Annotated in this window: 22 protein-coding genes; 11 read left to right on the top strand and 11 right to left on the bottom strand. The window is 69.2% G+C overall.

Annotated elements, in window-relative coordinates:
• Position 1: 1 nt before the first annotated feature.
• Positions 2-568 (bottom strand): nucleotide exchange factor GrpE, encoded by a 567-nt coding sequence (locus FB559_RS28895; protein ID WP_185792444.1) that lies wholly within the window; start codon positions 566-568, stop codon positions 2-4.
• A gap of 201 nt (positions 569-769) precedes the next feature.
• On the opposite strand from FB559_RS28895, the gene FB559_RS28900 reads away from it, so the two are divergent.
• A complete protein-coding gene (locus tag FB559_RS28900; protein WP_141959518.1) occupies positions 770-2,200 on the top strand; it encodes a WS/DGAT/MGAT family O-acyltransferase in 1,431 nt (476 codons plus the stop codon).
• Positions 2,201-2,224: 24 nt separating this feature from the next.
• Here the strand turns inward: FB559_RS28900 and FB559_RS28905 are convergent, their stop codons facing one another.
• The 5 genes from FB559_RS28905 to FB559_RS28925 all read right to left on the bottom strand — a co-directional run bounded on the left by FB559_RS28905 (position 2,225) and on the right by FB559_RS28925 (position 8,088).
• Positions 2,225-3,598: a dipeptidase gene (locus FB559_RS28905; protein WP_141959520.1), complete on the bottom strand. Its 1,374-nt coding sequence runs from the start codon at positions 3,596-3,598 to the stop codon at positions 2,225-2,227.
• A gap of 128 nt (positions 3,599-3,726) precedes the next feature.
• A complete protein-coding gene (locus FB559_RS28910) occupies positions 3,727-4,338 on the bottom strand; it encodes a GTP-binding protein (protein ID WP_141959522.1) in 612 nt (203 codons plus the stop codon).
• Positions 4,319-4,681, bottom strand: coding sequence for a DUF742 domain-containing protein (locus tag FB559_RS28915; protein ID WP_141959523.1), 363 nt, complete (start codon positions 4,679-4,681; stop codon positions 4,319-4,321). The genes FB559_RS28910 and FB559_RS28915 overlap by 20 nt, the downstream gene beginning before the upstream one ends.
• A 54-nt stretch (positions 4,682-4,735) precedes the next feature.
• Positions 4,736-5,140, bottom strand: a complete 405-nt coding sequence (locus tag FB559_RS28920) for a roadblock/LC7 domain-containing protein (RefSeq protein WP_141959526.1) — start codon at positions 5,138-5,140, stop codon at positions 4,736-4,738.
• A complete protein-coding gene (locus tag FB559_RS28925) occupies positions 5,140-8,088 on the bottom strand; it encodes a nitrate- and nitrite sensing domain-containing protein (RefSeq protein ID WP_141959528.1) in 2,949 nt (982 codons plus the stop codon). Before FB559_RS28925 ends, FB559_RS28920 begins: the two co-directional genes overlap by 1 nt.
• Positions 8,089-8,404: 316 nt before the next feature.
• Here FB559_RS28925 and FB559_RS28930 point away from each other — a divergent pair, with 316 nt between their 5' ends.
• The 7 genes from FB559_RS28930 to FB559_RS28960 all read left to right on the top strand — a co-directional run bounded on the left by FB559_RS28930 (position 8,405) and on the right by FB559_RS28960 (position 15,925).
• Positions 8,405-9,235, top strand: coding sequence for a sirohydrochlorin chelatase (locus FB559_RS28930; protein WP_221640220.1), 831 nt, complete (start codon positions 8,405-8,407; stop codon positions 9,233-9,235).
• Positions 9,232-10,404: an ABC transporter substrate-binding protein gene (locus FB559_RS28935; protein WP_141959530.1), complete on the top strand. Its 1,173-nt coding sequence runs from the start codon at positions 9,232-9,234 to the stop codon at positions 10,402-10,404. Before FB559_RS28930 ends, FB559_RS28935 begins: the two co-directional genes overlap by 4 nt.
• A gap of 1 nt (position 10,405) precedes the next feature.
• Positions 10,406-11,464, top strand: coding sequence for an ABC transporter ATP-binding protein (locus FB559_RS28940; protein WP_141959532.1), 1,059 nt, complete (start codon positions 10,406-10,408; stop codon positions 11,462-11,464).
• 110 nt (positions 11,465-11,574) lie between these two features.
• Positions 11,575-12,780 carry an ABC transporter substrate-binding protein gene (locus FB559_RS28945; protein WP_141959534.1) on the top strand — a complete coding sequence of 402 codons (1,206 nt, stop codon included), beginning with the start codon at positions 11,575-11,577 and terminating at the stop codon, positions 12,778-12,780.
• A complete protein-coding gene (locus FB559_RS28950) occupies positions 12,780-13,670 on the top strand; it encodes an ABC transporter permease (protein ID WP_141959536.1) in 891 nt (296 codons plus the stop codon). The genes FB559_RS28945 and FB559_RS28950 overlap by 1 nt, the downstream gene beginning before the upstream one ends.
• Positions 13,667-14,473: an ABC transporter permease gene (locus tag FB559_RS28955; RefSeq protein WP_141959538.1), complete on the top strand. Its 807-nt coding sequence runs from the start codon at positions 13,667-13,669 to the stop codon at positions 14,471-14,473. Before FB559_RS28950 ends, FB559_RS28955 begins: the two co-directional genes overlap by 4 nt.
• A 21-nt stretch (positions 14,474-14,494) precedes the next feature.
• A complete protein-coding gene (locus FB559_RS28960; RefSeq protein ID WP_141959540.1) occupies positions 14,495-15,925 on the top strand; it encodes a gamma-aminobutyraldehyde dehydrogenase in 1,431 nt (476 codons plus the stop codon).
• A gap of 10 nt (positions 15,926-15,935) precedes the next feature.
• Here FB559_RS28960 and FB559_RS28965 read toward each other — a convergent pair whose 3' ends face one another.
• From FB559_RS28965 to FB559_RS28980, 4 genes are all read right to left on the bottom strand, one after another.
• Positions 15,936-16,514, bottom strand: coding sequence for a GNAT family N-acetyltransferase (locus FB559_RS28965; RefSeq protein ID WP_141959542.1), 579 nt, complete (start codon positions 16,512-16,514; stop codon positions 15,936-15,938).
• A gap of 317 nt (positions 16,515-16,831) precedes the next feature.
• Positions 16,832-17,884: a hypothetical protein gene (locus FB559_RS28970; protein ID WP_141959544.1), complete on the bottom strand. Its 1,053-nt coding sequence runs from the start codon at positions 17,882-17,884 to the stop codon at positions 16,832-16,834.
• A complete protein-coding gene (locus FB559_RS28975) occupies positions 17,875-18,312 on the bottom strand; it encodes a hypothetical protein (protein ID WP_141959546.1) in 438 nt (145 codons plus the stop codon). The genes FB559_RS28970 and FB559_RS28975 overlap by 10 nt, the downstream gene beginning before the upstream one ends.
• 336 nt (positions 18,313-18,648) lie before the next feature.
• A complete protein-coding gene (locus FB559_RS28980) occupies positions 18,649-19,119 on the bottom strand; it encodes an LppU/SCO3897 family protein (RefSeq protein ID WP_141959548.1) in 471 nt (156 codons plus the stop codon).
• A gap of 102 nt (positions 19,120-19,221) precedes the next feature.
• On the opposite strand from FB559_RS28980, the gene FB559_RS28985 reads away from it, so the two are divergent.
• From FB559_RS28985 to FB559_RS28995, 3 genes are all read left to right on the top strand, one after another.
• Complete coding sequence (locus tag FB559_RS28985; protein ID WP_141959550.1) at positions 19,222-20,211, top strand: phosphotransferase family protein; 990 nt, start codon at positions 19,222-19,224, stop codon at positions 20,209-20,211.
• 94 nt (positions 20,212-20,305) lie between these two features.
• Positions 20,306-21,052, top strand: a complete 747-nt coding sequence (locus tag FB559_RS28990) for a hypothetical protein (RefSeq protein WP_141959552.1) — start codon at positions 20,306-20,308, stop codon at positions 21,050-21,052.
• A gap of 43 nt (positions 21,053-21,095) precedes the next feature.
• Positions 21,096-22,229, top strand: a complete 1,134-nt coding sequence (locus FB559_RS28995) for a helix-turn-helix domain-containing protein (protein WP_141959554.1) — start codon at positions 21,096-21,098, stop codon at positions 22,227-22,229.
• A gap of 3 nt (positions 22,230-22,232) precedes the next feature.
• On the opposite strand, the gene FB559_RS29000 is transcribed toward FB559_RS28995, so the two are convergent.
• On the bottom strand, positions 22,233-23,756 hold the full coding sequence (locus tag FB559_RS29000) for a hypothetical protein (RefSeq protein WP_141959556.1): 1,524 nt from the start codon (positions 23,754-23,756) through the stop codon (positions 22,233-22,235).
• Positions 23,757-23,788: the final 32 nt, after the last annotated feature.

Below are 23,788 nucleotides of genomic sequence, written 5' to 3' on the forward strand. Positions count from 1 at the left end.
GTCAATCCCCTCCGACCGGGTCGGCCGCCACCCGGGCGACGATCACCTCGGCCCGTCGTACGACCTTTTCGCCGCGGACGAAGCCGGCGCGCTGGACCGTGAGGACGGTGCCGTCGAGCTCCGCGTCCTCCACATCGCGCGAGCCGGCAGGGCGATGCCGTGCCGGATCGAACGGGTCGCCCTCTCCCACGGGCATGCGTTCGACCCCCGTACGCGCGATGATCTCGGCCAGCTCGTCGGCGATCGCCGCCAGGAGCTTGGGTACGTGTGCTGGATCCGCCGTCTCCCGCTCCGACTCGCGCCGGACCAGGTCGTACAGGCGGTAGAGCGATGTGCGCACCGGCTCGAAGGCGGCCTGCAGCTCGTTGTGCCGCAGTCGCTGGTTTTCCTCGTGCAGCCGGTCGATGACGCGTTCACGGTGTGTGGCCCGGTCGTGCTCTCGGCCCACCGTCGTCACGAGGTCGGCCAGCACACTGTGTATCTGGGTGAAGGATGCCTCGATGGCCCCATCGGCGATGGCTGATGGGGACTCGTTCCCGTCTTTGGGGGAAGCGGGGTCATCGGGCATTGGATCTCGCACCATAACTCTGAGTGAGCGAACTCGCCACTCCCATTGTGTCCATGCCCGGATCCGGACACCAGCCTTATCGCCACTTCACTTGGACCAGGCGGAATTACTCGTCAGCCACGCTTGACATGTCGTTGACTTCCAGAACCCACCGTTCTAGGACAGAACGACACTGTTCCGGCAAGGCAAAGGGGCCAGCCGATGCGCCAGCTCAGCCCGCTCGACGCGCAATTCCTGAATATCGAGTCGGGCGGGACCGTCGCTCATATCGCGGGACTGGCGATTCTCGACGCTTCCAGTACGCCTAATGGCGCTCTGACCTTGGAAGATCTGCTCTCGCTCGTACGGGGACGGCTGCCACGAATCGAGCAGTTCCGCTGGCGGCTCGCCGAGGTGCCGCTCGGGCTGGACCACCCGTACTGGACCGAGGACCCGGACTTCGACCTGGAGTTTCACGTACGTGAGATCGCGCTGCCCGCGCCCGGCGACGACGAGCAGCTGGCCGAACAGCTCGCCCGGCTCCACCAGCGCCCGCTCGACCGGCGCCGTCCGCTCTGGGAGATGTACCTCGTCCAGGGCCTGGCGGACGGCCGGACCGCGATGTACGCCAAGGTGCACCACGCTTTGATCGACGGCGTCTCCGCGGCCCAGATCGTGGCCGCACTCCTCGACCTCGAGCCGAACCCACCGGAGACCGCCGAACCCGACGAGTGGCGTCCCGAGCCGCCGCCCGGCCAGTGGGGCATGCTCGCCGGCGCCGCGGCACGTGCCGCCGTCCACCCCCTGCGCACCGCGGGCGCGCTGCTCCGAGCCGTCCCGCACCTGGACTCACTGCCCGTCGTGGGGCGGCTGCCGGGCATCGGCCTGGTCGCCGGCACGGGACGCACCGCCGCCCGGACCGGCGAGGTGCCGCCACCGCCGAGCCTGAGCGCGCCGCGTACGCCGTTCAACGGGCCGGTGACCCCGCACCGCCGGGTGGCGTTCGGCTCGCTGCCGCTGGAGGAGATCAAGCAGGTACGCCGCAAGCTGGGCATCAGCGTCAACGACGTCGTCATGGCGCTGTGCGCCTCGGCGCTGCGCCGGTGGCTGATCGACCACGACGCCCTGCCCGGCCGCCCGCTCGTCGCCGCGGTCCCGGTGTCCACCCGCGAGCTGGAAGACGGCTCGCACGGCAACCAGATCTCGGCCATGTTCACCTCGGTGCCCACCCATCTCGCCGACCCGCTCGAACGCGTCGTGGCCGTACGCAGCACCATGGACACGGCGAAGCAGCGCCTCGTCGCGACCCCGGACCAGTGGCTGGAGGAGCTCACCGCGGTGGTGCCGCCGGCGTTCGGCAGCCTGGCCGCCCGCGCGCTGTACCGGCTGGCCCCGGCCGCGCTGCCGCCGGTCAACCTCATCATCTCGAACGTGCCCGGACCGCAGTTCCCGCTGTACATGTGCGGCGCGAAGGTGCTCGGCTACTTCCCGATCTCGGTGATCAGCGACGTGAGCGGCGGGCTGAACATCACCGTCTTCTCCTACAACGGCAACGTGGACGTCGGGATCGTCGCCTGCCGCGACATGGTCCCCGACGTCTGGAAGCTCCTCGGCTACCTGAACGACGCCCTCGAAGAGCTCAAGGCGCTCTGATCCCTGTCGCCGGAGCGCGGGGCGTCAGGACGGGGTACGCCCGGCGGTCGCGCCGAGGTTGGCCAGCAACAGTGCCTCGGCCAGGCACACGCGGGCGAACTCGCCCAGGTGGAGGCTCTCGTTCGGCGAGTGCGCGTTCGTCTGCGGGTCCTCGACGCCCGTCAGCAGCGTCACCGCCGACGGGAAGAACCCGCCGAAGACCGAAACGAACGGGATGCCGCCGCCGACGCCGATGTCGACCGGCTCGATACCGTCCCACGCGGCGCGGAAGGCGGCGCGCGCCGCGTCGTACACCGGCCCGGACGCGTCCACCGCATAGGCCGGTACGGAGAGTTCGAGGTCGAGGGAGACCTGAGCGCCCCACGGAGCGTGCTCGCGCAGATGCGCCTCGAGTGCCGCGTAGGCCTTCCCGGGATCGTCGCCGGGCGCGAGACGTACGTTCAGCTTCGCCCTCGCCGAGGGGACGAGCGCGGCCGGCGCCTCGCGGGCGGCCGGGGCGTCGAGGCCGACCACGGACAGGGCCGGCTTGTTCCACAGCCGGTCGGCCACGCCTCCCGTGCCGATGAGTCCCACTCCGTCGAGAACGCCGGCCTCGTCCCGTACGCGGTCGACCGGGTAGTCGACCCGCGCACGCGACGGGCTCTGGTGCAGGCCCTCGACGGCGACGTCACCGGCGTCGTCGTGCAGGGTGGCGATCAGGCGGCAGAGAGCCGTCAGGGCGTCGGGCACCGGACCGCCGAACATGCCACTGTGCACCGCGTGCGACAGTGTGCGCACCTCGACGTAGCAGCTCAGGGCGCCACGCAGCGAGGTCGTCAGCGACGGGGTGCCGATCTCCCAGTTCACCGAGTCGGCGAGGACGATCACATCGGCGTCGAGCTCCTCGTGGTGCTCCTCGAGCAGCCGTGACAGCGAGGCGGACCCGAACTCCTCCTCACCCTCGACGAACAGCACCACACCGACGGGAAGCGCGTCGCCGAAGGCCCGCAGCGCCGCGATGTGGGCCATGACGCCCGCCTTGTCATCGGCCACACCACGGGCGTAGAGACGGCCGTCGCGCTCGACCGGCTCCAGCGGGTCGCTCTCCCACAGAGACAGGTCGCCGACCGGCTGCACGTCATGGTGGGCATAGAGCAGGACGGTCGGCGCTCCGGGAGGCGCGGCCCGGGTGCCGATCACGGCCGGCCGGCCGCCCGCGCTCGCCACCTGGACGTCCAGCCCGCAGCCACGCGCCAGCTCGGCCACCGCCTCCGCGGAACGGTCCAACTCCGAATGGTCGAACCCGTCGAAGGCGATGCCAGGGATGCGGACCAGGCGTTCGAGGTCGGCGCGGACACCAGGCATTTCCCGCTCGATCGCCGCACGCAGGTCTGATTCGGTCAAAGGGGTATCAGTCATGGCGAAAACCGTACAACGCGCCACGCTGACCCTCCGGCGCCAAGCCACCGCGAAGACCGCCGTCCACCGTGACCCTGCGGTCTCCGTGGTACGGCAGCCCTTGACCTGGCCCTACCGGATGTACGGGCCTAACGGACGGCCGCGCCCTGGCGCTGACGCTCGGCCATGACGGCCAGCACGTGCTCCACCAGCGTGATCAGCACCTGCTTGCCCGACTCGCGCTTTCGCACATCGCACAGGATGACCGGAATCTTCGGGTCGAGGTCCAGCGCGGCCCGGATCTCCTCGGTGTCGTACCGCAGCGCGCCGTCGAAGCAGTTGACCCCGATGATGAACGGAAGCCGGCGGCGCTCGAAGTAGTCGATCGAGGGGAAACTGTCGGCGAGACGCCGGGTGTCGGTCAGCACGACCGCGCCGAGCGCGCCGAGCGCGAGCTCGTCCCACATGAACCAGAAGCGGTCCTGGCCAGGCGTACCGAACAGGTACAGGACCAGGCCGTCGCGGATGGTGATACGGCCGAAGTCCATCGCCACGGTGGTCGTGGTCTTGCGCTCGACGCCGGAGACGTCGTCGATACCGACGCTGCGATCGGTGAGCTGTTCCTCGGTCCGCAGGGGCCTGATCTCGCTGACCGCGCCGACCATGCTGGTCTTGCCCACACCGAATCCGCCCGCCACGAGGATCTTCACGGCGAGCGGCATGGCAGCGCCCCGCGAGGGGTCAGAGCGCTTGGAGTCCATTCAGCACTTCCTTCAAAAGCCGTTCATTGGGGAGACGATTGTCCGGCTCGGGCCGTCTGACGGCGATCAGCCCGTGTTCGAGTAGATCACTGAGGAGCACCCGGACAACGCCGAGGGGGAGTTTCATCTTCGCCGAGACCTCGGCCACCGACAGAGGCCGCACGCACATCTCGAGGATGGCCAGGTGTTCCGGGCCGGCCCCCGCGGGTGCGAACGTCGAGGTGGCAGCCGTCGCGATGATCGCGATCAGCTCGAAACCATCCCGGGACGCACGGGTGCGTCCCCTCGTCAGCGCGTAGGGCCGGACGACCGGCCCGGCTTCGTCGTCGAGCCATTCGCTCATTCAACCGCCCTGCCTGCAGGCCTTGCGCTGCCCCCTCCACTCGCTCATCCCGTGTCACGATTCCACGGCCGAGCGAGGGAGGGTGGACATGTGCTGGCCCACGCGCTTGACCAGCATTGCCATCTCGTAAGCGATCAGACCCACGTCGGCGTCGGCGCCGGCGAGTACAGCGAGACACGCGCCTGACCCGGCGGCGGTGACGAACAGGAAAGCATGGTCCATCTCGACGATCGTCTGGCGCACGGCGCCGCCGCCGAACTGACGCCCTGCGCTGCGCGCGAGGCTCTGGAAGCTGGCGGCGACCGCCGACAGGTGCTCGGCGTTCTCACGCGTGAGGCCGGCGGAAGCTCCGACCAGCAGCCCGTCACTGGACAACACGACCGCCTGGTGCACCTGGGTGACCTGGTTGACGAGATTGTCCAGCAGCCAGTTGAGTTCCCCCGCAGAACCCGCTGACATCAGATGTCCTCCTCTTTGTGGTCGGTGCCGGTCTCCCCGGAATCCGAGCGACCGCGCAACCAACCCTTCTGGATGGAGCTCAGCATCGTGCGGAGCTCCTCGGGCGAACGCTCGCCGCTCGCGGTGTCACTCACCGGTTCGACTTCGTCGCGAAGCTGTGGCGCCAGGTTCGCCTGGCGCACACGTCGGGGTAGTGAAGGTTTACCGTTGCCGCCTTCGGGGGCGCTCGCCGGGGCTTCCTGACGCGCCGATGGGGCCGGCGCGGCCGGTGCGGCCGGTGCGGCAGGGCCGGCGGCAGAGGAGCCGTCGACGGGCTCGAAGACCGAACGACGGTCCGTGAGCGGGTCCGTGAGCGGGTCCGAGGGCGGAACGGCCGCAGGCGGCTCGCTGCTGTGACGCCGCGGCAGCGGCGGGAGCTCACCGGGCTTTTCCGCGGGCGGGATCGGCCACTGCCCGCTGTCCGGCCCGGTGGATCCGTATCCGCTGTCGCCGCCGAACCGGCCGGGAGGCGGGTCCTGCCGGCCGGACCCGAACGAGCCCGTGTCGTACGAGCCCGTGTCATAGGACCCGGTGTCGTAGGAGTTCCGCTCGTAGCCGCCGTCGCGCGAACCGCCGCCGTGCAGGTCCGTCGCACCGGTGTCGTACGGGTCCGCCGGGCCGGTCTCGTACGGAGGCTGGCCGGTGTCGAACGAGGGAGCGGGGAACGGCCCGGTCTGGTGCGGCGCCGGCGGTGCACCCGCGTCGTACACGGGAGGGACGACGTCGTTGCGGCGCTGGGGGAGCGGCGGGCGGTCCCCGCCACCGGGCGTCAGCGGAATCGGCCCGGTGTCGCCGTTGCGGTTGCCGTACGTGGAGGGATAGGTGGAGGGCGGCCCGATGGCGCCGATGGGCACCAGGGCGTCCTCACCCCGCCGGGTCACCGCGAGCCGGCCCGAGTCCAGCTCGCCCTGGTCGCCGCTGCGTACGACGATCCCGTCGGGCAGCAGGACGATCGCGGTCGTCCCGCCGTACGGGGAGGTGCGGAGCGTGACCTGGATGGAGTGCCGCTGGGCGAGCCTGCCGACCACGAACAGGCCGAGCTGCGCGCTGTTGGACAGGTCGAAGTCCGGCGGCCGGGCCAGCTTCTCGTTCGCCTGCGCCAGGGCCGCCGGGTCCATGCTCAGCCCGCGGTCCTCGACCTCGAGTGCGAAGCCGTGGGCGACGAGCTGCCCGGCGACCTGCACGGTCGTGTCCGGCGGGGAGTAGAGCGTGGCGTTCTCGATCAGCTCGGCGAGCAGGTGGATGAGGTCGGCGACGGCCGTACCGGCGATGGCCACACGGGGCATCGCCGCCACGGTGACGCGTGCGTAGTCCTCGACCTCGGCCGCGGCGGCGCGAGCGACGTCGACCGCGGGGACCGGGTTGCGCCAGCCTCGGCCGGGCGCCTGCCCGGACAGAATGATCAGGCCTTCCGCATGGCGGCGCATGCGGGTGGCGAGGTGGTCGAGGCGGAACAGGTCGTCCAGCTCGTCCGGCTCGGAGATCCGGCGTTCCATGGTGTCGAGCAGGCTGAGCTGGCGGTGCAGCAGGGCCTGGTTACGACGGGCCAGGTTGAGGAAGACCTCGCTGATGCTGCGGCGCAGCGCCGACTCCTCGACCGCGCCCTGGATGGCGGTACGCCGCGCGGCGTTGAACGCCTGGCCGACCTGGTCGATCTCGCGGGTGCTGAACGACAGGGGCGGCGCCTCGGCCGCGACGTCGACCTCCTCGCCGCGGCGCAGCCGGCGGATGACTCCGGGCAGGCGTTCGTTGGCGAGGTCCAGCGCGGCGCGTCGCAGGCCGGTCAGCTCGCGGATGACCGAGCGGCCGACCCACAGGGACAGGACCAGCGACGCGATGACCGCGACCAGACCGAGGGCACCGGCCAGGACCACGCGCAGGATGATGCCGTTCGCGATCGGCTTGGCACGGTCGGCCGCCGCGGAGGTCGAGGACAGCTCGAGCCCGCGGAACCGCGTGATCACCGAGGAGATGGTCGTCTTCCACTGTGTCTGGGTCTCGGGCGTGATCTGCTTGTCGACCGGCGTCGTGGTCGCGGCGCCGCCCATGCCGCCCATGGCGTTCGGCTTGGGAGCCGCCGTGGGCATGTGGTCGGTGAAGCGGTTCTCCAGCGACTGCAGGCGGTTGAACTCCGGCGTGGAGATGATCCGCTGGTAGAAAGTGCGGTCGTCGGGGCGCAGGTCGGGCAGCAGGTCGGCGTAGAGGCTTCGCTGGGTGCCGACGAGCTTGGTGAACTGCACGTGCTCGGCGAAGTTGAGCCGCCCGGCCGCGAGTGCGCCCGACAGCAGGGCGTCCTCCTGCGACAGCACCTCGCGGGCGCGGGCCAGGTCGACCTGGGTACCCGCGTCCTTGGTCACCTCGGGGTCGCTCAGGGTCGCCAGAGAGGCCTGCAGCTGGTTCACCGTGGTGATGATCGTGGTATAGCGCGTGAAGGTCTGTGACCGGGTCACGCCGGCGGCGTCGACCGCCTTGCGCCTGGCCGGAAGGTTGTCCAGGTACTGCAGGATCTCCTTGGTCCACTCCCGCGCCTGGGGGCTGATGACCTTCTGGGTGCTCTGGTCGACCGCCAGCCGGCGGAACTGCTCCGCCTGCCGGTCGGTGACGAGACGTCCCGACTCCATGGCCGCCCGGTCGCCGTCGGCCTTGCTGCCGAGGAAGACCAGCGACAGCCGGCGTTCCTGTTCGAGCGCGCTGCCGAGGGCTCCGGAGGGATATCCGAGGTGGTCTTGAATGGCGTTCACATGTCGCAGGTTCAGGCCGTCGCCGAGGGTGATGCTCGCCGCGAACGCCCACAACGTGCTCAGTGACACGAGGGGCACGATCAGCAGCAGAATGATCTTGAAGCGAACTGACCGGAAGACGCGGCCGGCCTGGAAGCGTGACGGCCGCTGACTGACATCTGATCCCACTCGACGGTCCTTTGATTGCACCGCGACAGGCTCGACTTTCAGTTAGACGGAGGGGGACACCGATGGTACGGATGAGACACCCGAGCGAATGCGCAGGACTCTACTACGCACGGCTCTGACGCCTGACCATGTCCGTAAATATCGACCTAACGAGCGCTTGCCACCTCGGTCGATGCCGTCCACTTGCAGGTCAGATATTGCCTGGTAGTGCCCCCTGTAAGGGGGTGTGAGCCTGCGGCCGGCCCGAGACACAAATATCGGACGATCGATCACAAGGGCCCCACGGGCCTGCCCAGCACCTCTAGACTCCGCCATCGTGATCTATGACGACCAGCCCCCGGAGACGCTCCCCGTGCGCGGGCGTTCTTCGTTGCCCAGCGGGCGACACCGCCGGCCGGCGTCCGCCGATCTTCCGCCGGACGCTCCCGTCCTCGTGCTGGCGGTCCCCGGTGAGAAACCGGACGTCGCCGACGAGATCGCCTCACTCACCCGTGCGGCGCGTAGCGAAGGCGAACTCGACGTCCGGGTCGCCCCCCTCGCCGGCTCCACGTTCACCGACGTGCTGCGCGGACTGCCCGATGACCGTTCCGCCGTGGTGGTGCCGCTGATCACGGGCCCGAACCCGCGCGTGTACCACGCCATCCACACCGGCCTGGACGAGGTAGGTGTGAAGGCCATCGTCACCGACCCGCTCGGCCCGCACCCCCTGCTCGCCGAGGCCCTGCACGTACGGCTCGCCGACGCCGGCCTGGCGCGCGCGGACCGTATCCGTCAGTTCAGCATCGGCGCGGCCGTCGACGGCGTGATCGTCGCCGCGGTCGGCGGCGTCGAGGCGGCGCGTGAGGCCGACATGACGGCGGTCCTGCTGGCCGCCCGGCTCGCCGTCCCGGTGGTGGCCGCCGCGCTCGACGGCCAGCCGACGGTGGCCGACGCCGTCGGGCGCCTGCGTGAGTCCGGCGGACAGCGGATCGCGGTGGCGCCCTACGTGATCGGTCCGGAGCTCGACCACGCGCAGCTCGCCAAGCTCGCCTCCGAGGCCGGCCTCGGATGCGGTGCGCCGCTCGGCGCGCACAGCTCGGTGATCCGGCTCATCAACCTCCGCTACGAAGTGGCCATGGAAGCGACCATGGACGAGGGAACGTCATGAGACTGATGAGGCTGGTCAGCGCGGCCGCACTCGTACTGGCCGTCGGCGCCTGCGGCGCCGGCGGGAGCACCGGCAAGCAGGCGGCCGCGCCGCACCTCACCGCCCAGCAGGAGATCGGGGCGTCCGAGGGCCGCCTCAACCTCGTCATCTGGGCGGGGTACGCCGAGGACGGCTCGACCGACAAGAGCGTCGACTGGGTCCACGCCTTCGAGCGCAAGACCGGCTGCCAGGTCAACGCGAAGGTGGCCGACACCTCGGACTCGATGGTCGCGCTGATGAACTCCGGCCAGTACGACGGCGTCTCGGCCTCCGGCGACGCGTCGCTGCGGCTCATCTACAGCGGCACGGTCGCCCCGGTGAACACCAACCTGCTGCGCAACTACGCCGACGTCGCGCCGTACCTGCGGGACCAGCCGTACAACTCGGTCAAGGGCCAGATGTACGGCATGCCGCACGGCTATGGCGCGAACTACCTCACGTACCGCACGGACAAGATCCCGCAGAAGCCCACCTCGTGGAGCATCGTGTGGGACAAGAACTCACCGGCCGCCGACCACGTCGTCGACTACGACTCGCCGATCTACATCGCCGACGCCGCGCTCTACCTCAAGGCGCACCGGCCCGACCTGAAGATCACCGACGTGTACGAGCTGACGCAGGAGCAGTTCGACGCCGCGGTCGACCTGCTGAAGCAGCAGCGCCCCAACATCAACCAGTACTGGTCGAACTACCTGGATGAGATCCAGTCGTTCAAGGCGGGTGACAACTACGCGGGGACCGCGTGGCAGGTGACCGCCAACCTGGCGAAGTCCGAGGGCGCGCCGGTCGCCACGACGATCCCGGAAGAGGGCGCCACCGGCTGGTCGGACACCTGGATGATCGCTACCCGGGCGGAACACCCCAACTGCATGTACAAGTGGATGAACTGGATTAGTGCGCCGAAGATTCAGGCGGCGGTGGCCCAGTGGTTCGGCGAAGCGCCGGCGAATCCTAAAGCATGCCAGTACGCCGCGAAGGGCTTCTGTTCAGATTTCCACGTCGGCGACGTCGATTTTTACCGTCGCTTGGCTTTCTGGAAGACTCCGGTCGCGGACTGCGGTGACTCGCGCGGCGCCGTCTGTGTGGACTATTCCAAATGGACCGAGCTCTGGTCGCAGATCAAGGGTTGAAATGAAGACTGACGAGAGCGGCGACGTGACGTCCGCCGTGAGCCTGCGCGGTGTGCGCAAGACCTTCGGTGACGTCACCGCCGTGGACGGCGTGGACCTCGATGTCCGCGACGGAGAGTTCTTCGCGATGCTCGGCCCGTCCGGCTCCGGCAAGACGACGGTGCTGCGGATGATCGCGGGCTTCGAGACGCCCACCGCGGGCCGGGTCCACCTCGGCGGTCGCGATGTCACCAGGCAGGCGCCGTTCGACCGCGACGTCAACACGGTCTTCCAGGACTACGCGCTGTTCCCGCACATGAACGTCCTGGCCAACGTGGAGTACGGCCTCAAGGTCAAGAAGGTCGGTGCGAAAGAACGCCGCGAACGCGCGCTGCGGGCCCTGGAGACCGTGCGCCTCGAAGGCTTCGAGAAGCGCAGGCCCGGCCAGCTGTCCGGTGGGCAGCGCCAGCGCGTCGCGCTCGCCCGCGCGCTGGTCAACCGGCCCAAGGTGCTCCTGCTGGACGAACCACTGGGCGCCCTCGACCTCAAGCTCCGCGAGGAGATGCAGGTCGAGCTGAAGGCCATCCAGCGCCAGATCGGCATCACGTTCCTGTTCGTCACGCACGACCAGGAAGAGGCGCTCACGATGAGCGACCGGATCGCGGTGTTCAACGCGGGACGGATCGAGCAGATCGGGACGCCCGCGGAGGTGTACGAGCAGCCCGCCTCGGCGTTCGTGGCCGGGTTCGTCGGCACCTCCAACCTCATCGAGGGCGATGCGGCCCTCTCCATTCTCGGCCGGAAGGGCGTCTACAGCGTCCGTCCGGAAAAGCTTCGCGTCGACACAGAACTCGACGCGGAACTGCCCGAAGGCGACCACTCCGCGACCGGTACGGTCGCGGAGGTCGTCTACGCGGGGGCGGCCACCCGATTCGTCGTGGACCTCGACGCGGGTGGCCGGCTGGTGGCCATGCAGCAGAACCTGCAGGCCTCCTCGATGGACGTGCTCAAGCTGCGCGACGCCCGGGTCAGGCTCGCATGGCGGCGGGAGCACGAGTTCTCCATCACCGGTCCGATGTGACCCTGATGTGACATCGCCGATCCCTGATCGGCCGACCGTCACGCCGCGGTCCCCTCATCGCGGTGTTCACCGGAAATCCCTCATATGAACCCCATCTGATCGGAGTCCCCATGCGGTCCACGCGCCTCGCGCTCGTCGCGATGGCAGCCGTCTCGCTGCTGGCCGCCGGTTGCGGCGACAACAGCAGTAGCTCCAAAGGCGGCGGCGTATCCGAAGCCGGCTTCACACCACCGAAGATGTCCGCGATGCAGACCCTCGGCACAGGCGAGGGCCAGGTCAACCTCGTGGCCTGGGCCGGATACGCCGAAGACGGCTCGAACGACAAGTCGGTCGACTGGGTCCACCCGTTCGAGAAGGCGACCGGGTGCAAGGTCAACACCAAGATCGCCGGTACGTCCGACGAGATGGTCACCCTGATGAAGACCGGCGAGTACGACGCCGTGTCGGCCTCGGGTGACGCCTCGCTGCGGCTCATCGCCGGCGGCTCGGTCGCGCCGGTCAACACCGACCTCGTCCCGAACTACAAGGACGTGTTCCCGGACCTGAAGATGAAGCCGTGGAACTCCGTCAACGGAGTCGCGTACGGCATCCCGCACGGCCGGGGCGCCAACCTGCTGATGTGGCGCACGGACAAGGTCAAGCCGGCTCCGACCTCCTGGGGCGCGGTGTTCGACCCGAACTCCCCGTACAAGGGTCACATCACCGCGTACGACTCTCCGATCTACATCGCCGACGCGGCGCTGTACCTGTCCGCGACCCAGCCTGCCCTGGGCATCAAGGACCCGTACGCGCTGGACCAGAAGCAGTTCGACGCCTCGGTCAACCTGCTCAAGCAGCAGAAGGCCAACATCGGCGAGTACTGGTCGGACTACCTGAAGTCCCAGCAGTCCTTCAAGAACGGTGACACGGTGCTCGGCACGACCTGGCAGGTGATCGCGAACGGTCTGGCCGCCGACAAGGCGCCGGTCCAGACGATCCTGCCCTCGGAGGGCTCGACCGGCTGGTCGGACACCTGGATGGTCGCCGCCAAGGCCAAGCACCCGAACTGCGCGTACAAGTGGATGGACTGGATCATCTCGCCGAAGGCGAACGCCCAGGTCGCCGAGTGGTTCGGTGAGGCGCCGTCCAACAGCAAGGCGTGCGCGCTGACCAGCGACAAGAAGTTCTGCGACACCTACCACGCGGCGGACGAACCGTACTGGGCCAAGGTCCACTACTGGAACACGCCGATCTCACAGTGCCTCGACGGCCGCAAGAACGTCCAGTGCGTCGACTACGCCAAGTGGACGCAGGCCTGGACACAGATCAAGGGCTGATGACTGTTTCCGCCTCACCCGGCGGGCCGGTTCGCCGGCTCGCCGGGCTGCTCCACCGACGGCCCTCCCTCCGGCTCGCCGGACTGCTGACCGCGCCGTTGCTGTGGCTCGTCGTTGCCTACCTCGGCTCACTGGGCGCGCTGTTCGTCACCGCGTTCTGGACCACGAACGAGTTCACCGGCGACGTGGTGAAGGTCTTCGACCTGGGCAACTTCCAGGACCTGGTGAACCAGAGCGTCTACCGGACCATCACCATCCGCAGTGTCGGGGTCGCGGTGGCCGTGACGGTCATCGACAGCCTGGTGGCCTTCCCGATGGCGTTCTACATGGCCAAGGTCGCCTCACCACGGGCGCAACGCTGGCTGGTCATCGCCGTGCTGACGCCGCTCTGGGCGGGTTACCTGGTCAAGGCCTACGCCTGGCGGATCATGTTCTCCGGCTCCGGCGTGCTCGACTGGTTCCTCAGCCCCGTCGGTGGCCACGGCCCCGGGTACGGCCTGCCGGCCACGATCGTGACCCTGGCCTATCTGTGGCTGCCTTACATGATCCTGCCCGTCTACGCGGGACTCGAGCGCCTGCCGAACTCCATGCTGGACGCCGCGGGCGACCTCGGCGCTCACTCCTTCCGAACCTTCCGCACGGTCATCTGGCCGCTGGTCTTCCCGGCGGTCGTCGCGGGCTCGATCTTCACGTTCTCGCTGTCCCTCGGCGACTACATCGCGGTGAAGATCGTCGGTGGCCGGAGCCAGCTGATCGGCAACGTGGTCTACGACAACGTCGGCACGGCGAACAACCTGCCGTTCGCCGCCGCCGTCGCGACCGTCCCGGTGGCGATCATGGTCATCTACCTGCTCGCGGTCCGCCGCACCGGGGCTCTGGAGAACCTATGACTCTCTCGAGAGGGACCCGCGTCGCGTTGCGCGTGGCGATGATCGTCGGGCTCGCGGTCATCTACGTGCCGCTGTTCGTCGTGCTGATCAACTCCTTCAACGCCGACAAGACGTTCGCGTGGCCGCCGACGCATCTGACCGGTGAGTGGTGGACGCGCGCCTGGCAGAACGGTGGCGTACGCGGTGCGCTGTGGACCTCGGTCAAGGCCGGGATCGGCGCCACCGTGGTCGCCTCCGTGCTGGGGACGATGGCGGCGTTCGCCGTGCAGCGATACCGGTTCTTCGGCCGCGAGACCGTGTCGCTGCTGGTGATCCTGCCGATCGCGCTGCCCGGCATCGTGACCGGTATCGCGCTGAACAACGCCTTCCGCACGGTGCTGTCGCCGTTCGGGATCCAGCTCGGGCTGTTCACCGTCGTGGTCGGGCACGCGACCTTCTGCATCGTGACGATCTACAACAACGTCCTGGCCCGGCTGCGGCGCATGGGGACGAACGTCGAGGAGGCCTCGGCCGACCTCGGTGCCGACACGTTCCAGACGTTCAGGTACGTTACGTTTCCGCTGCTCCGCTCCGCGCTGCTGGCCGGTGGCCTGCTGTCGTTCGCGCTGTCGTTCGACGAGATCATCGTCACCACCTTCACGTCCGGCGCGGGCGTGGAGACGCTGCCCATCTGGATCTTCAACAACCTGTTCCGGCCCAACCAGGCACCGATCGTCAACGTGGTGGCCGCCGCGCTCATCGTGGCTTCGGTCGTACCCGTCTACCTCGCCCAGCGCATCTCCGGAGACACCCGCGCCATCTAGGCCACCCCAAGGGAGGACGCAATGAAGCGCACCGTCCGAAACTTTGTCAACGGCTCGCAGTCCGACGCCGCCGACGGCCGTACCGCCGATCTGATCAGCCCGGTCACCGGTGAGGCGTTCGGCACCGCGCCGGTCTCCGGCCAGGCCGACGTCGACGCCGCGTTCGAGGCCGCGTCGTCCGCCTTCGAGGGCTGGCGGGACACCACTCCCGCCGAGCGCCAGCTCGCCCTGCTGCGCATCGCGGACGCCTTCGAGTCCCGCGCCGACGAGCTCGTCGCGGTGGAGTCGGAGAACACCGGCAAGCCGCTCGGCCTGACGACGTCGGAGGAGATACCTCTGATGCTCGACCAGATCCGCTTCTTCGCCGGCGCGGCGCGCGTCCTGGAGGGCCGGTCCGCCGGGGAGTACATGGCCGGCCACACCTCGTTCGTCCGGCGCGAGCCCATCGGAGTGTGCGCGCAGGTCACGCCGTGGAACTACCCGATGATGATGGCGGTGTGGAAGTTCGCGCCCGCGATCGCCGCCGGTAACACGGTCGTGCTCAAGCCTTCGGACACCACACCTGCCACGACCTCCCTGATGGCCGAGATCGCGGCCGAGTTCCTCCCGCCGGGCGTGTTCAACGTGGTCTGCGGCGACCGCGACACCGGCAGGCTGCTCGTGGACCACCCGGTGCCGCAGATGGTCTCGATCACCGGCTCGGTGCGCGCCGGCATCGAGGTGGCGCGCTCGGCCGCGAACGACCTGAAGAACGTCCACCTGGAGCTCGGCGGCAAGGCGCCCGTCGTCGTCTTCGACGACGCGGACGTCGAGGCCGCGGCCGCCGCGATCGCCGAGGCGGGCTACTTCAACGCGGGCCAGGACTGCACCGCCGCGACCCGCGTACTCGCGGGCCCGGGCGTGCACGACGACTTCGCCGCGGCCCTCGCCGAGGTCGCCGCCTCGACCAAGACCGGCCTGCCCGACGATGAGGACGTGCTGTACGGCCCGCTGAACAACGCGAACCAGTTCGACCGGGTGAGCGGGATCATCGACCGGCTGCCGTCGCACGCCTCCGTGCGCGCCGGCGGCTCCCGCGTGCGTGACAAGGGCTTCTTCTACGCGCCGACGGTCGTGTCCGGGCTGCGCCAGGACGACGAGGCGGTCCAGGACGAGATCTTCGGCCCGGTCATCACCGTCCAGCGGTTCTCCGACGAGGACGAGGCGGTCCGCTGGGCCAACGGCGTACGCTACGGTCTCGCGTCGTCGGTCTGGACCCGCGACCACGGCCGCGCGATGCGCATGGCCAAGCGCCTCGACTTCGGCTGCGTCTGGATCAACACCCACATCCCGCTCGTGGCCGAGATGCCGCACGGCGGCTTCAAGCACTCCGGCCAGGGCAAGGACCTGTCGATGTACGGCTTCGAGGACTACACGCGCGTCAAGCACGTGATGTCCAACATCGAGGCCTGAGCCCCGGCTCCTAACCGTCGCGCCGGGGGCCCGCGTGCTCCCGGTGTGACGGCCGCAGGACGGGTACGTCCTCGGGCTTACCGTCCTCGCGCAGGACGCTGTACATCACGGCGTCGCGCCATTCACCGTCACGGAAGCCGTAGCCGCGCAGCACACCCTCACGGGTGAACCCGGCCTTGCTCAATGCCCACTGCTCGGCGGTGTTGGTGATCTCGGTGATCGCCTGGATCCGATTGACCTGCGTGTGGGCGAACAGGTAGTCCACCAGCAACCGCTGGGCCTCCGTGCCGTACCCGAGCCCGCGCACCTTGGGCAGCATGCCGATGCCGATGTTCCAGCAGTAAGAGGTGAGCGTCGTCCCCTGCCGGCGCCAGTTCACGAGGCCGAGCGGCTCGGCCGAGCGCACGACCATGAGGGTGCCCCCCTCCCTGGTCAGCAGGCTGGTCTCCTCCCAGCGCCGCCGGAGCCATCGCGGGTCGAACCATCCCCGCCAGCTGTGCTCCCCGGACGCCTCCGGATCCCCCAGGAGCCGTTCGATCACCGCGAGGTCGTCCTCGGCCACCGGCCTCAGCCGCAGTTGATCGTTCATGCTCGCAGAGCTTAGACATCAGGAGGCCTCCTCTGTCCAGCGGGCACGGCCGCTTGTGGTCGGCGACGACCCGTGGATCCGCCCTCCGGTCCTGGCGGCCGGCGGTTCCGGTTACTTCAGCGGAGGGAGGCCAAGGACGAATCCGCCCTGCCGACCCTGCGTACGCGCTTTTCTGTGCCGGCGGCGGGGTGAAGGCCGGACCGGGCTCGGGCGGGACCGCGCCGTACTGCCGGGACCTCGCCGATGACCCGGCCGTATTCGGGGAACGGGGGAGAACCCCCCCAGCCGACCGAGGCCACAGATGGTCGGTCCACCGCTCACTCGTCGTAGGTGATCGGGTGGGGAAAATCCTTAAGCTTGATCTTGAACACTTCTAGGGGCTTGACCGGATGGTAGGCCCGCAGCTCGGGAACCCTGACGACGGGCCTGGGCCAGCCTTCGGGAACAGCGCCATTGAATATGGTAAAGTCCTTCTTTCTGCAGACATGGACCCAACCCTCGATATCCTCGGGTGCCTCCTTCAGTGCCCTTACATAATAATAAGAACCCCCCGTTGTCTCGTCTCTCCCGTTTTCCTTATAGCCCACTCGCCCTTTAAAAAGGGCGGTAAAACTCGGAACATCCGAGTTTTCGTCCGCGCAGATCGCCGGATCGCCATCCTTGTAAAGTCGGCCGTCGGCCTTCCAGAACGGTTGACGTGGCTCCAATGCGCTCAAGCGTGCGGGTGACCCATGATAGACGACCCGGTCTCCGTAATCGTTTGCGTAGCGAAGTGGCTGTCGACCGGCGGCGGCACCCGGGGCTTTGGCGTCGATGATACGTCTGATCCGTGTCTCGACGCGGTCTCCTAGCACCTTACCGAAGGAGCGTTCCGTTTTTTCGCGGAGGACGGCGACGAAACGTCTGGCGAATATTCGAGTACCCGCGATGAGTGACCGCGCATAAAACGCGGCCGTACCGGCGGTGAAGGCGGCCGAAGCGATGGCCCATGCTGCGGCGGCGGCAACCATGGATGCCAATCCGATGAGGAGATATTTAAGGGCCTTGACGATCGCGGCGGCGATTTCGTGGACGTCGGCGAGGGCATGCAGGATGGTGGCGAGGCTGAGGAGATGCCCGGAGTCGTCACTGTCGCGCTGGTACTCGGCCCAGAAGGCGGTGAGTGCGTCAACGTGGTCGCCGGCGTTGTTCGCCGCGATCTCGCTGATCGCGCTGTGTGCGGTGGGGGTGACGTCATCGACGAGCGCGGTGGCACAGGCCCGGTAGGCGGCGGCGCATTCGTCCAGCCTGTCCTCGTCCTCGGTGGGCCACAGATCCACGCCCACCATCCCCAGTGCGGCCTCCAGTTCCGGCGGAATCATCAGCGCCACCGGGCCGCCCTTCGGCTGTCCCTCGTGACGCGCCCGAGCGTCATCGCCCGGCCCGGCTCCCCGGCTTCTTCCGTGGAACGGCTCACCTCGAACGCCGAACCGGGAAGATCCTGGCCGACGGCGTGCACGGCGGCTGTGATGTCACGTTCCGTGTCGGCTGCTCGGTCGGCCATCTCTTGTATCGCTGTGCCGGTCTGGTCCAGATTTGCGTGAAGATGCCCGCATGCCTGGCCGAGCATCTCGTTGACCTGGTCGACGACCGCGCCGATGACGCCCGTACCCCACGGCGATCGCCCGCCACCGTCGATGGCCGCGAGCAACGCGCCGGTGTGCTGCCCGAACAGGTCGGCGGAGCCCCGCATACGCCGCGCGGCGCTGTACAGGGACGCCTCATCGGTTATCAGCTCGGGCGCACCGGCACCGCTCACGGCCGAATCCTCACTTTTCACCCTCAGATGATCCCAGCGCGCGTCGTACCTCGGCAATGGATCCGGATCGGTATCGAACCAGGTGGCGCCGTCCGGGCGCCGTGACGAGGCGGATCGTCCGGTCCTGTGACAAGCGCCACGCCGGGTGGTCCGGTGGCACCGGAACGACCCGCTGCGCCGCGGATTCCGCGTTGCCCGCGAGCCCGGCCATCTTCCGCGCGACGAGGCGTCGCCGGGTGACCGAGCTCATGGCGGGGGGCCGGCCGCTTAACCCCCGAGTTCCGCGCGCCGGCGCTGGAGATCCCCGGTGCGGCTGCGCCGCAGCGGGGATTCCGGCTACTTCAGCGGAGCCAGGCAAAGGACGTACCCGGCCTTGCCGATCTTGCCTTTCCAGTAAACGCTCGTGGCGGTCGGAAATGGTTTGCAGATGCCCGCGGAATCCAGGCTGACATCGGCCTGGGTCTTGTTCTCGACCTTTCCGACGACCTTGAGTGCGGCGTCCCCGCTGGTGCAGCCGACCACCTTGATGCTGTCGTTGTTCGGCTTGGTCACGCAGTCGTTGACGGCGGCCGAGTCGGGGTTGGACCCGCTGGAGGCCAGTGCCGCGACGACGATGCCGACCACGATCAGCGCGAGAACGACGAGAGCGATGATCCGGCGGCCGCGCCTTTTCTGCGGCGGCGGCGGCGTAAAAGCGGGACCAGGCTGCGGCGGGACGGCGCCGTACTGCTGAGGCTCGGACATCTTTTTCTCCTCGGAACGAGCTATTTGCCCTTCTTTGATGCCAAAAGCGGCGAGACGGTTCACTCATTGACGGGATGAAAGACGCGGCGCGTCTCGGTCCGGGCCTCTGGACGTCGTGCCCTCCGGCGGTTTTGATGACCTCGTCGGCGACGGGAGAACGCATTCATGGACACGGAGGCCGCCCTGCTCACGCGGATCCTGGGCGCGACCGGAGTGAGCCCGGACCAGGTGGCCGGATTCCGGCGGCTCGAGGGCGGCACCTTCAACACCGTCCATCTGGGCAGGCTCGTGGACGGGACCGGTCTCGTGCTGAAACTCGCCCCCGATCCCCGTGAGCCGGTGCTCACGTACGAAGAGGGGATCCTGGCCACCGAGGCCATGTACTACCGCCTGGCCGCCGGCTGTTCTGGCGTCAGCGTGCCCTCCCTGGTGCACCTCGACACGGGAGACGCGATCGTGCCGGGAGGATTCCTGGTGATGTCGGAATGCCCCGGCACCTCGTGGTTCGAGCTCAGGACGCGGCTCGCCGAGCCGGAGCGCGCCGAGGTGCGGGCCGAGCTCGGCCGGCAGGTGGCGCGGCTGCACACGATCACCGGAACCGGCTTCGGTTACCCGGCGCTGTCGGTGGGACCGCTCCGGCCGAGCTGGCGGGAGGCGTTCGCGGACATGGTCGACGCGATACTCGCCGACGCCGGGCGGTTCGCCGTCGAGCTGCCACGCCCCGCCGCGCGGATCCGTGAGCTGTTCACCGCCATGGCGCCCGTGCTCGACGAGGTGACGGTGCCCGTGCTGGTGCACTTCGACATGTGGGACGGCAACATCCTCGTCGACCCGGACGCGGGCCGCGTCGGCGGCGTGATCGACGCCGAACGCGCGTTCTGGGGTGACCCCCTCGCGGAGTTCGTCTCGCTGGCGCTGTTCACCGAGATCCAGGACGACCACGCACTCGTCCACGGATACCGGTCCGCCGGTGGATCGCTGACCTTCGACGACGCGGCGCTGCTGCGGCTCTCGCTCTACCGCGCCTACCTCTATCTGCTCATGTGGGTGGAGACGGCGCCCCGGCGCTACGACGAGAAGCACCGGGCACGGCTGCGGTCGCTGGCCTTCCACCCGCTGGCGGAGATCCTGGACACCTGGTCGGCGCAGCCCTAGCGGGACGCGCCACGCCGGGGGAGCTGGTGGCCCCGGAGAAAATCAAGTGAGAGTCTGGGCCTGCCCAAGAAAAGATCAAGTGAGGAGCCGGCGCGTGTCCATCCTTGCGACCTCCGACCTGACCTCCGATGCGGGTGACCGGCTCGGAGCGCTGCTCGGCCCGCGCGCGGCGCGGGTGCTCACGACCTACGCGGTGCCGTGCCTGCACTACGCGCACTGGCAGGCGCTGTGGAGGTTCCGCCTCGCCGAGTGGACCAACGACACGACGTACGGCACCGACCGGTACCACTGCCTGTGCGAGACGTTCGGGGAAATGGCACGCCAGCGGATCCCCGGCGTGCGGGTGCACCTCCCCAAGGACCGGCTCGGCACGCCGTTCACCGTCTCGGCCGGCCGGTGGCTGGTCTATCCCTGGCGGTACGGCAAGACGCGTGACGACCGTTACCATGGTCTGCCGTTCAACGAGGAGACCGGGATCCGCTCGAAGATCGTCGGTGGGGGGCCGCCCGGGCAGCAGGTGCTGGAGTACGAGGGCCTGCCCGCGGTCCCGCTGTCGAATGTCGTCATCCTCGCCTGGGCCGGCAACCGGCACGAGGGGCTCACGCGTGCCTTCCTCGCCTCGCCCGTGGTCTACGAGGACCTGCTGTACTGGCGCGACGACACGTTCATCGAGCTCGACGTCGAGGCGGGGCGCCACCCGTACGGACTGCCGCCGATGCCGGGCCTGCCCGCGGCCACCGAGGTACCCCGGCCGCCCGAGTTCGACATCGGCCTCATCGACAGCGAGCGAGGCATCGATTTCGGCGCGGCGGACGATGAGATGACCGGAACCGATGGCTAGGGTGATGGACCGCCGGTGACGAAAGGGGACGGAGGAGGCCTGCGTGGACGCCCGACGCGATGGTGGCCTCCTCGCTGTTCCTCCACTCGACGAGGCGGAGCCCACCGCGTTCGCCCCGGAACGCCTGACCCTCGCGCGTGAGCGGAGCGGGCTGACCAAACGCGACCTGGCCGCCCAGGTGGGCGTCACGGCCGCGGCGATCACGCAGTTCGAGCGAGGCCAGGCGCGCCCGTCCGCCGAGACCCTCACGCGCCTCGCCGCCCGGCTCGGGTTCCCGCTCGGCTACTTCGTGGCGGGCCGCCCGGTGCTGCCGGTGGCCGAGGAGGCCACCCACTTCCGCAGCCTGCGTACCACTCGCGTGTACGAACGACGGCAGGCGCGGGCCACGATGAGCCACCTGGCCGAGGCGGTACGGGTGATCCAGACCGTCGTACGGCTGCCGGAGCTGCGGCTGCCGCGTCTCGGCGAGGAGCTGGAGCCGGAGGAGGCCGCACGCCGCCTCCGCGCGGAGTGGGACCTGCCCGCCGGCCCGGTCCACCACCTCGTACGCCTGATCGAGGCCAACGGCGCCGTGGTCAGCATGGCGCGCTTCGGCGCGGGGGAGCGGATCGACGCGTTCTCCTGCCGCCCGGCCGGCCTCGACCGGCCCCTGATCTGCCTGTCCCGCGACCGCGGCAACCCGCTGCGCCGCCGTTTCAGCGCCGCACACGAGCTGGGACACCTGCTCCTGCACGACGAAGCGTCACCGGGCGACCGCGCGCACGAGCAGGAGGCGAACCGCTTCGCCGCCGAGTTCCTGACACCGGCACGGGAGATCGCCGGTCTGCTGCCCACACGCCTCGACTTCGCCTGCCTGCTGGAGATCCAGCGCGCCTGGGGAGTCTCGGTGCAGGCCCTGCTGAGACGCAGCCGCGAGCTGGAGCGCATCGGCGACGAGCTGTACCGCAAGGGGATGGCGACCCTGACGCGGCTGGGGTGGCGCAGGGACGAGCCGACGGGGGAGTACCCCACCGAATGGCCCGCCCTGCTCGCCGAGGCCGTCGCCCTCGGCGAAGAACGCGGCCTGACCGAACCGACCATCGCGTCCCGCCTGCGCCTGCCCCTGACCGAGGTGCGCGAACTGCTCAGCCACGTCTCCGACGACCGCCCGCGCCTCCGCCTCGTACCGCCCGGCTGACACTCATCCGGCGTTGTCGGCGACGACGCGTATGAGGTTGCGCGCCTGGCCGGTGATCGCCAGCCGCCAGGCGTCGAAGGTGCCGTCGCTGGGCTCGAACGCGGTCTCGAAGTGCTGCATGTCCGGCGTGTGGATGTGGCCGGCCGGGATGTCGAGCCCCAAGCGGTCCCGGAGCAGCGTGTTCCGGTAGGCGCTCTCGTTGGACAGGTAGTTGCCGCCCCCGCCGCTGTACGCGCACGAGCCGGGGTCGGGCGGCGTCGGGGCGGTCGGCGGCGGATAGTCCGAAGGAGGCGGGTTGTTCCGTGTCACCAGCTGAGGTGAGGCGCAGTCCGGGAACTCGGTGTAGTTGGTGTGCCAGACGACACCGAACGCCACGGACGGGTCCGGCCATTCGTCACCGGGCGGCCGCGGGATCGAGCTACCGGTGTTCGCGCCGATCATCTGGGCGATCGGCAGTGTGGTGGTGGTCCACTGCGGAGGGTCGGTCAGGCTGAAGGTCTTCGGTCCGCCCCAGCGGTCCACGACGGTGGAGTCGCAGTCGTTGTTGGCGGCCGCGAGCTGCGGGACTCCGCCGACCGCCGGGCAGGGCCGGACGTTGTCGTTGCCCGGTGAGACGCCGTGATACCGGCCGTTCCACTGCTCCAGGTTGAACACCGAGTCCACGGCCTGGCTCACCGTGACCGACGCGTCGACCCGCCTGGGACCGGGGCGCATGTACGGCCCGACGGTGTCCTCCAGATAGCCTCGCTGGAACTCCGGATAGTTGACCGGCAGCGTGTACGCCTGGATGTGGGCGACCCTGCCGTCCTTCGTCCGGTAGGTGGTGCCGTCGAGCGCGAGTGCGGTGGCCCCGGACGGGTTGCCGTGCCGGATGTTGTTGCCCACCGTCCCCGGAGCGCTTCCGGTGGTGCCGCCGTCCAGCGTGTAGGGGTCGAAACCGCTCATGATGACGCGCTTGACGCGTTTGCCGGCGGGGAAGTCGATGTCGAACATCCCACGGGACGCCCGGTCGAACGTCGTGATCAGCGAGGTCCGCACCGCGTCGGACAGGGCGAAGCCGGGTTCCCAGCGGCGCAGAGCGGCGGTCGACTGGAGGCGCGTCCAGTAGAGCGGCCGGTCGTCGCTGTAGGGGAGGGCGCCCGTGGTGTGGCCACGGCGCTGGGCGCGGTTAACGGCCGCTCGCCAGAGGGCCTCGCCTCTGCTCTTCACGAGTCTCGTCGCGGCCTTCAGGCTCGGTGTGCGGCAGAGGTCCCGCGTGAGTGCCGGACCGTAGTCCTGGAACCCGCCGTCTGTGATCATCTGCTGGGCGAACGAGACCGGCTGTGGTGTCGCCGGGTCGTCGTTGTCGGGCAGGACCGCGCCCAGCCGGGCCTCCTCGACCGACAACGGCGCCGAGGATCCGGCGCATCGGGAGCCGCCGCTCGTCTGCGCCGAGGCCGGACCGGCCGCCCCCAGGGGGACGGCCGTCGCGGCCAGCACGGCGAGAACGCCGGCGGTGGCTCGGTATCGGGTGCTGCGGTGTCTCATCCTGGGCGGTTCCTCCCGGGCGGGGGCGCCGG

Origin of the sequence: Actinoallomurus bryophytorum, assembly GCF_006716425.1 — a bacterium.
GTDB classification, from domain to species: Bacteria; Actinomycetota; Actinomycetes; order Streptosporangiales; family Streptosporangiaceae; genus Actinoallomurus; species Actinoallomurus bryophytorum.

Coding starts and splice junctions, on each gene's coding strand:
- FB559_RS28965 (WP_141959542.1), bottom strand. CDS start 16,514: ATGAACGATCAACTGCGGCTGAGGCCGGTGGCCGAGGACGACCTCGCG.
- FB559_RS28935 (WP_141959530.1), top strand. CDS start 9,232: ATGAGACTGATGAGGCTGGTCAGCGCGGCCGCACTCGTACTGGCCGTC.
- FB559_RS29000 (WP_141959556.1), bottom strand. CDS start 23,756: ATGAGACACCGCAGCACCCGATACCGAGCCACCGCCGGCGTTCTCGCC.
- FB559_RS28955 (WP_141959538.1), top strand. CDS start 13,667: ATGACTCTCTCGAGAGGGACCCGCGTCGCGTTGCGCGTGGCGATGATC.
- FB559_RS28945 (WP_141959534.1), top strand. CDS start 11,575: ATGCGGTCCACGCGCCTCGCGCTCGTCGCGATGGCAGCCGTCTCGCTG.
- FB559_RS28940 (WP_141959532.1), top strand. CDS start 10,406: ATGAAGACTGACGAGAGCGGCGACGTGACGTCCGCCGTGAGCCTGCGC.
- FB559_RS28910 (WP_141959522.1), bottom strand. CDS start 4,338: ATGGACTCCAAGCGCTCTGACCCCTCGCGGGGCGCTGCCATGCCGCTC.
- FB559_RS28985 (WP_141959550.1), top strand. CDS start 19,222: ATGGACACGGAGGCCGCCCTGCTCACGCGGATCCTGGGCGCGACCGGA.
- FB559_RS28900 (WP_141959518.1), top strand. CDS start 770: ATGCGCCAGCTCAGCCCGCTCGACGCGCAATTCCTGAATATCGAGTCG.
- FB559_RS28950 (WP_141959536.1), top strand. CDS start 12,780: ATGACTGTTTCCGCCTCACCCGGCGGGCCGGTTCGCCGGCTCGCCGGG.
- FB559_RS28895 (WP_185792444.1), bottom strand. CDS start 568: ATGCCCGATGACCCCGCTTCCCCCAAAGACGGGAACGAGTCCCCATCA.
- FB559_RS28960 (WP_141959540.1), top strand. CDS start 14,495: ATGAAGCGCACCGTCCGAAACTTTGTCAACGGCTCGCAGTCCGACGCC.
- FB559_RS28920 (WP_141959526.1), bottom strand. CDS start 5,140: ATGTCAGCGGGTTCTGCGGGGGAACTCAACTGGCTGCTGGACAATCTC.
- FB559_RS28905 (WP_141959520.1), bottom strand. CDS start 3,598: ATGACTGATACCCCTTTGACCGAATCAGACCTGCGTGCGGCGATCGAG.
- FB559_RS28915 (WP_141959523.1), bottom strand. CDS start 4,681: ATGAGCGAATGGCTCGACGACGAAGCCGGGCCGGTCGTCCGGCCCTAC.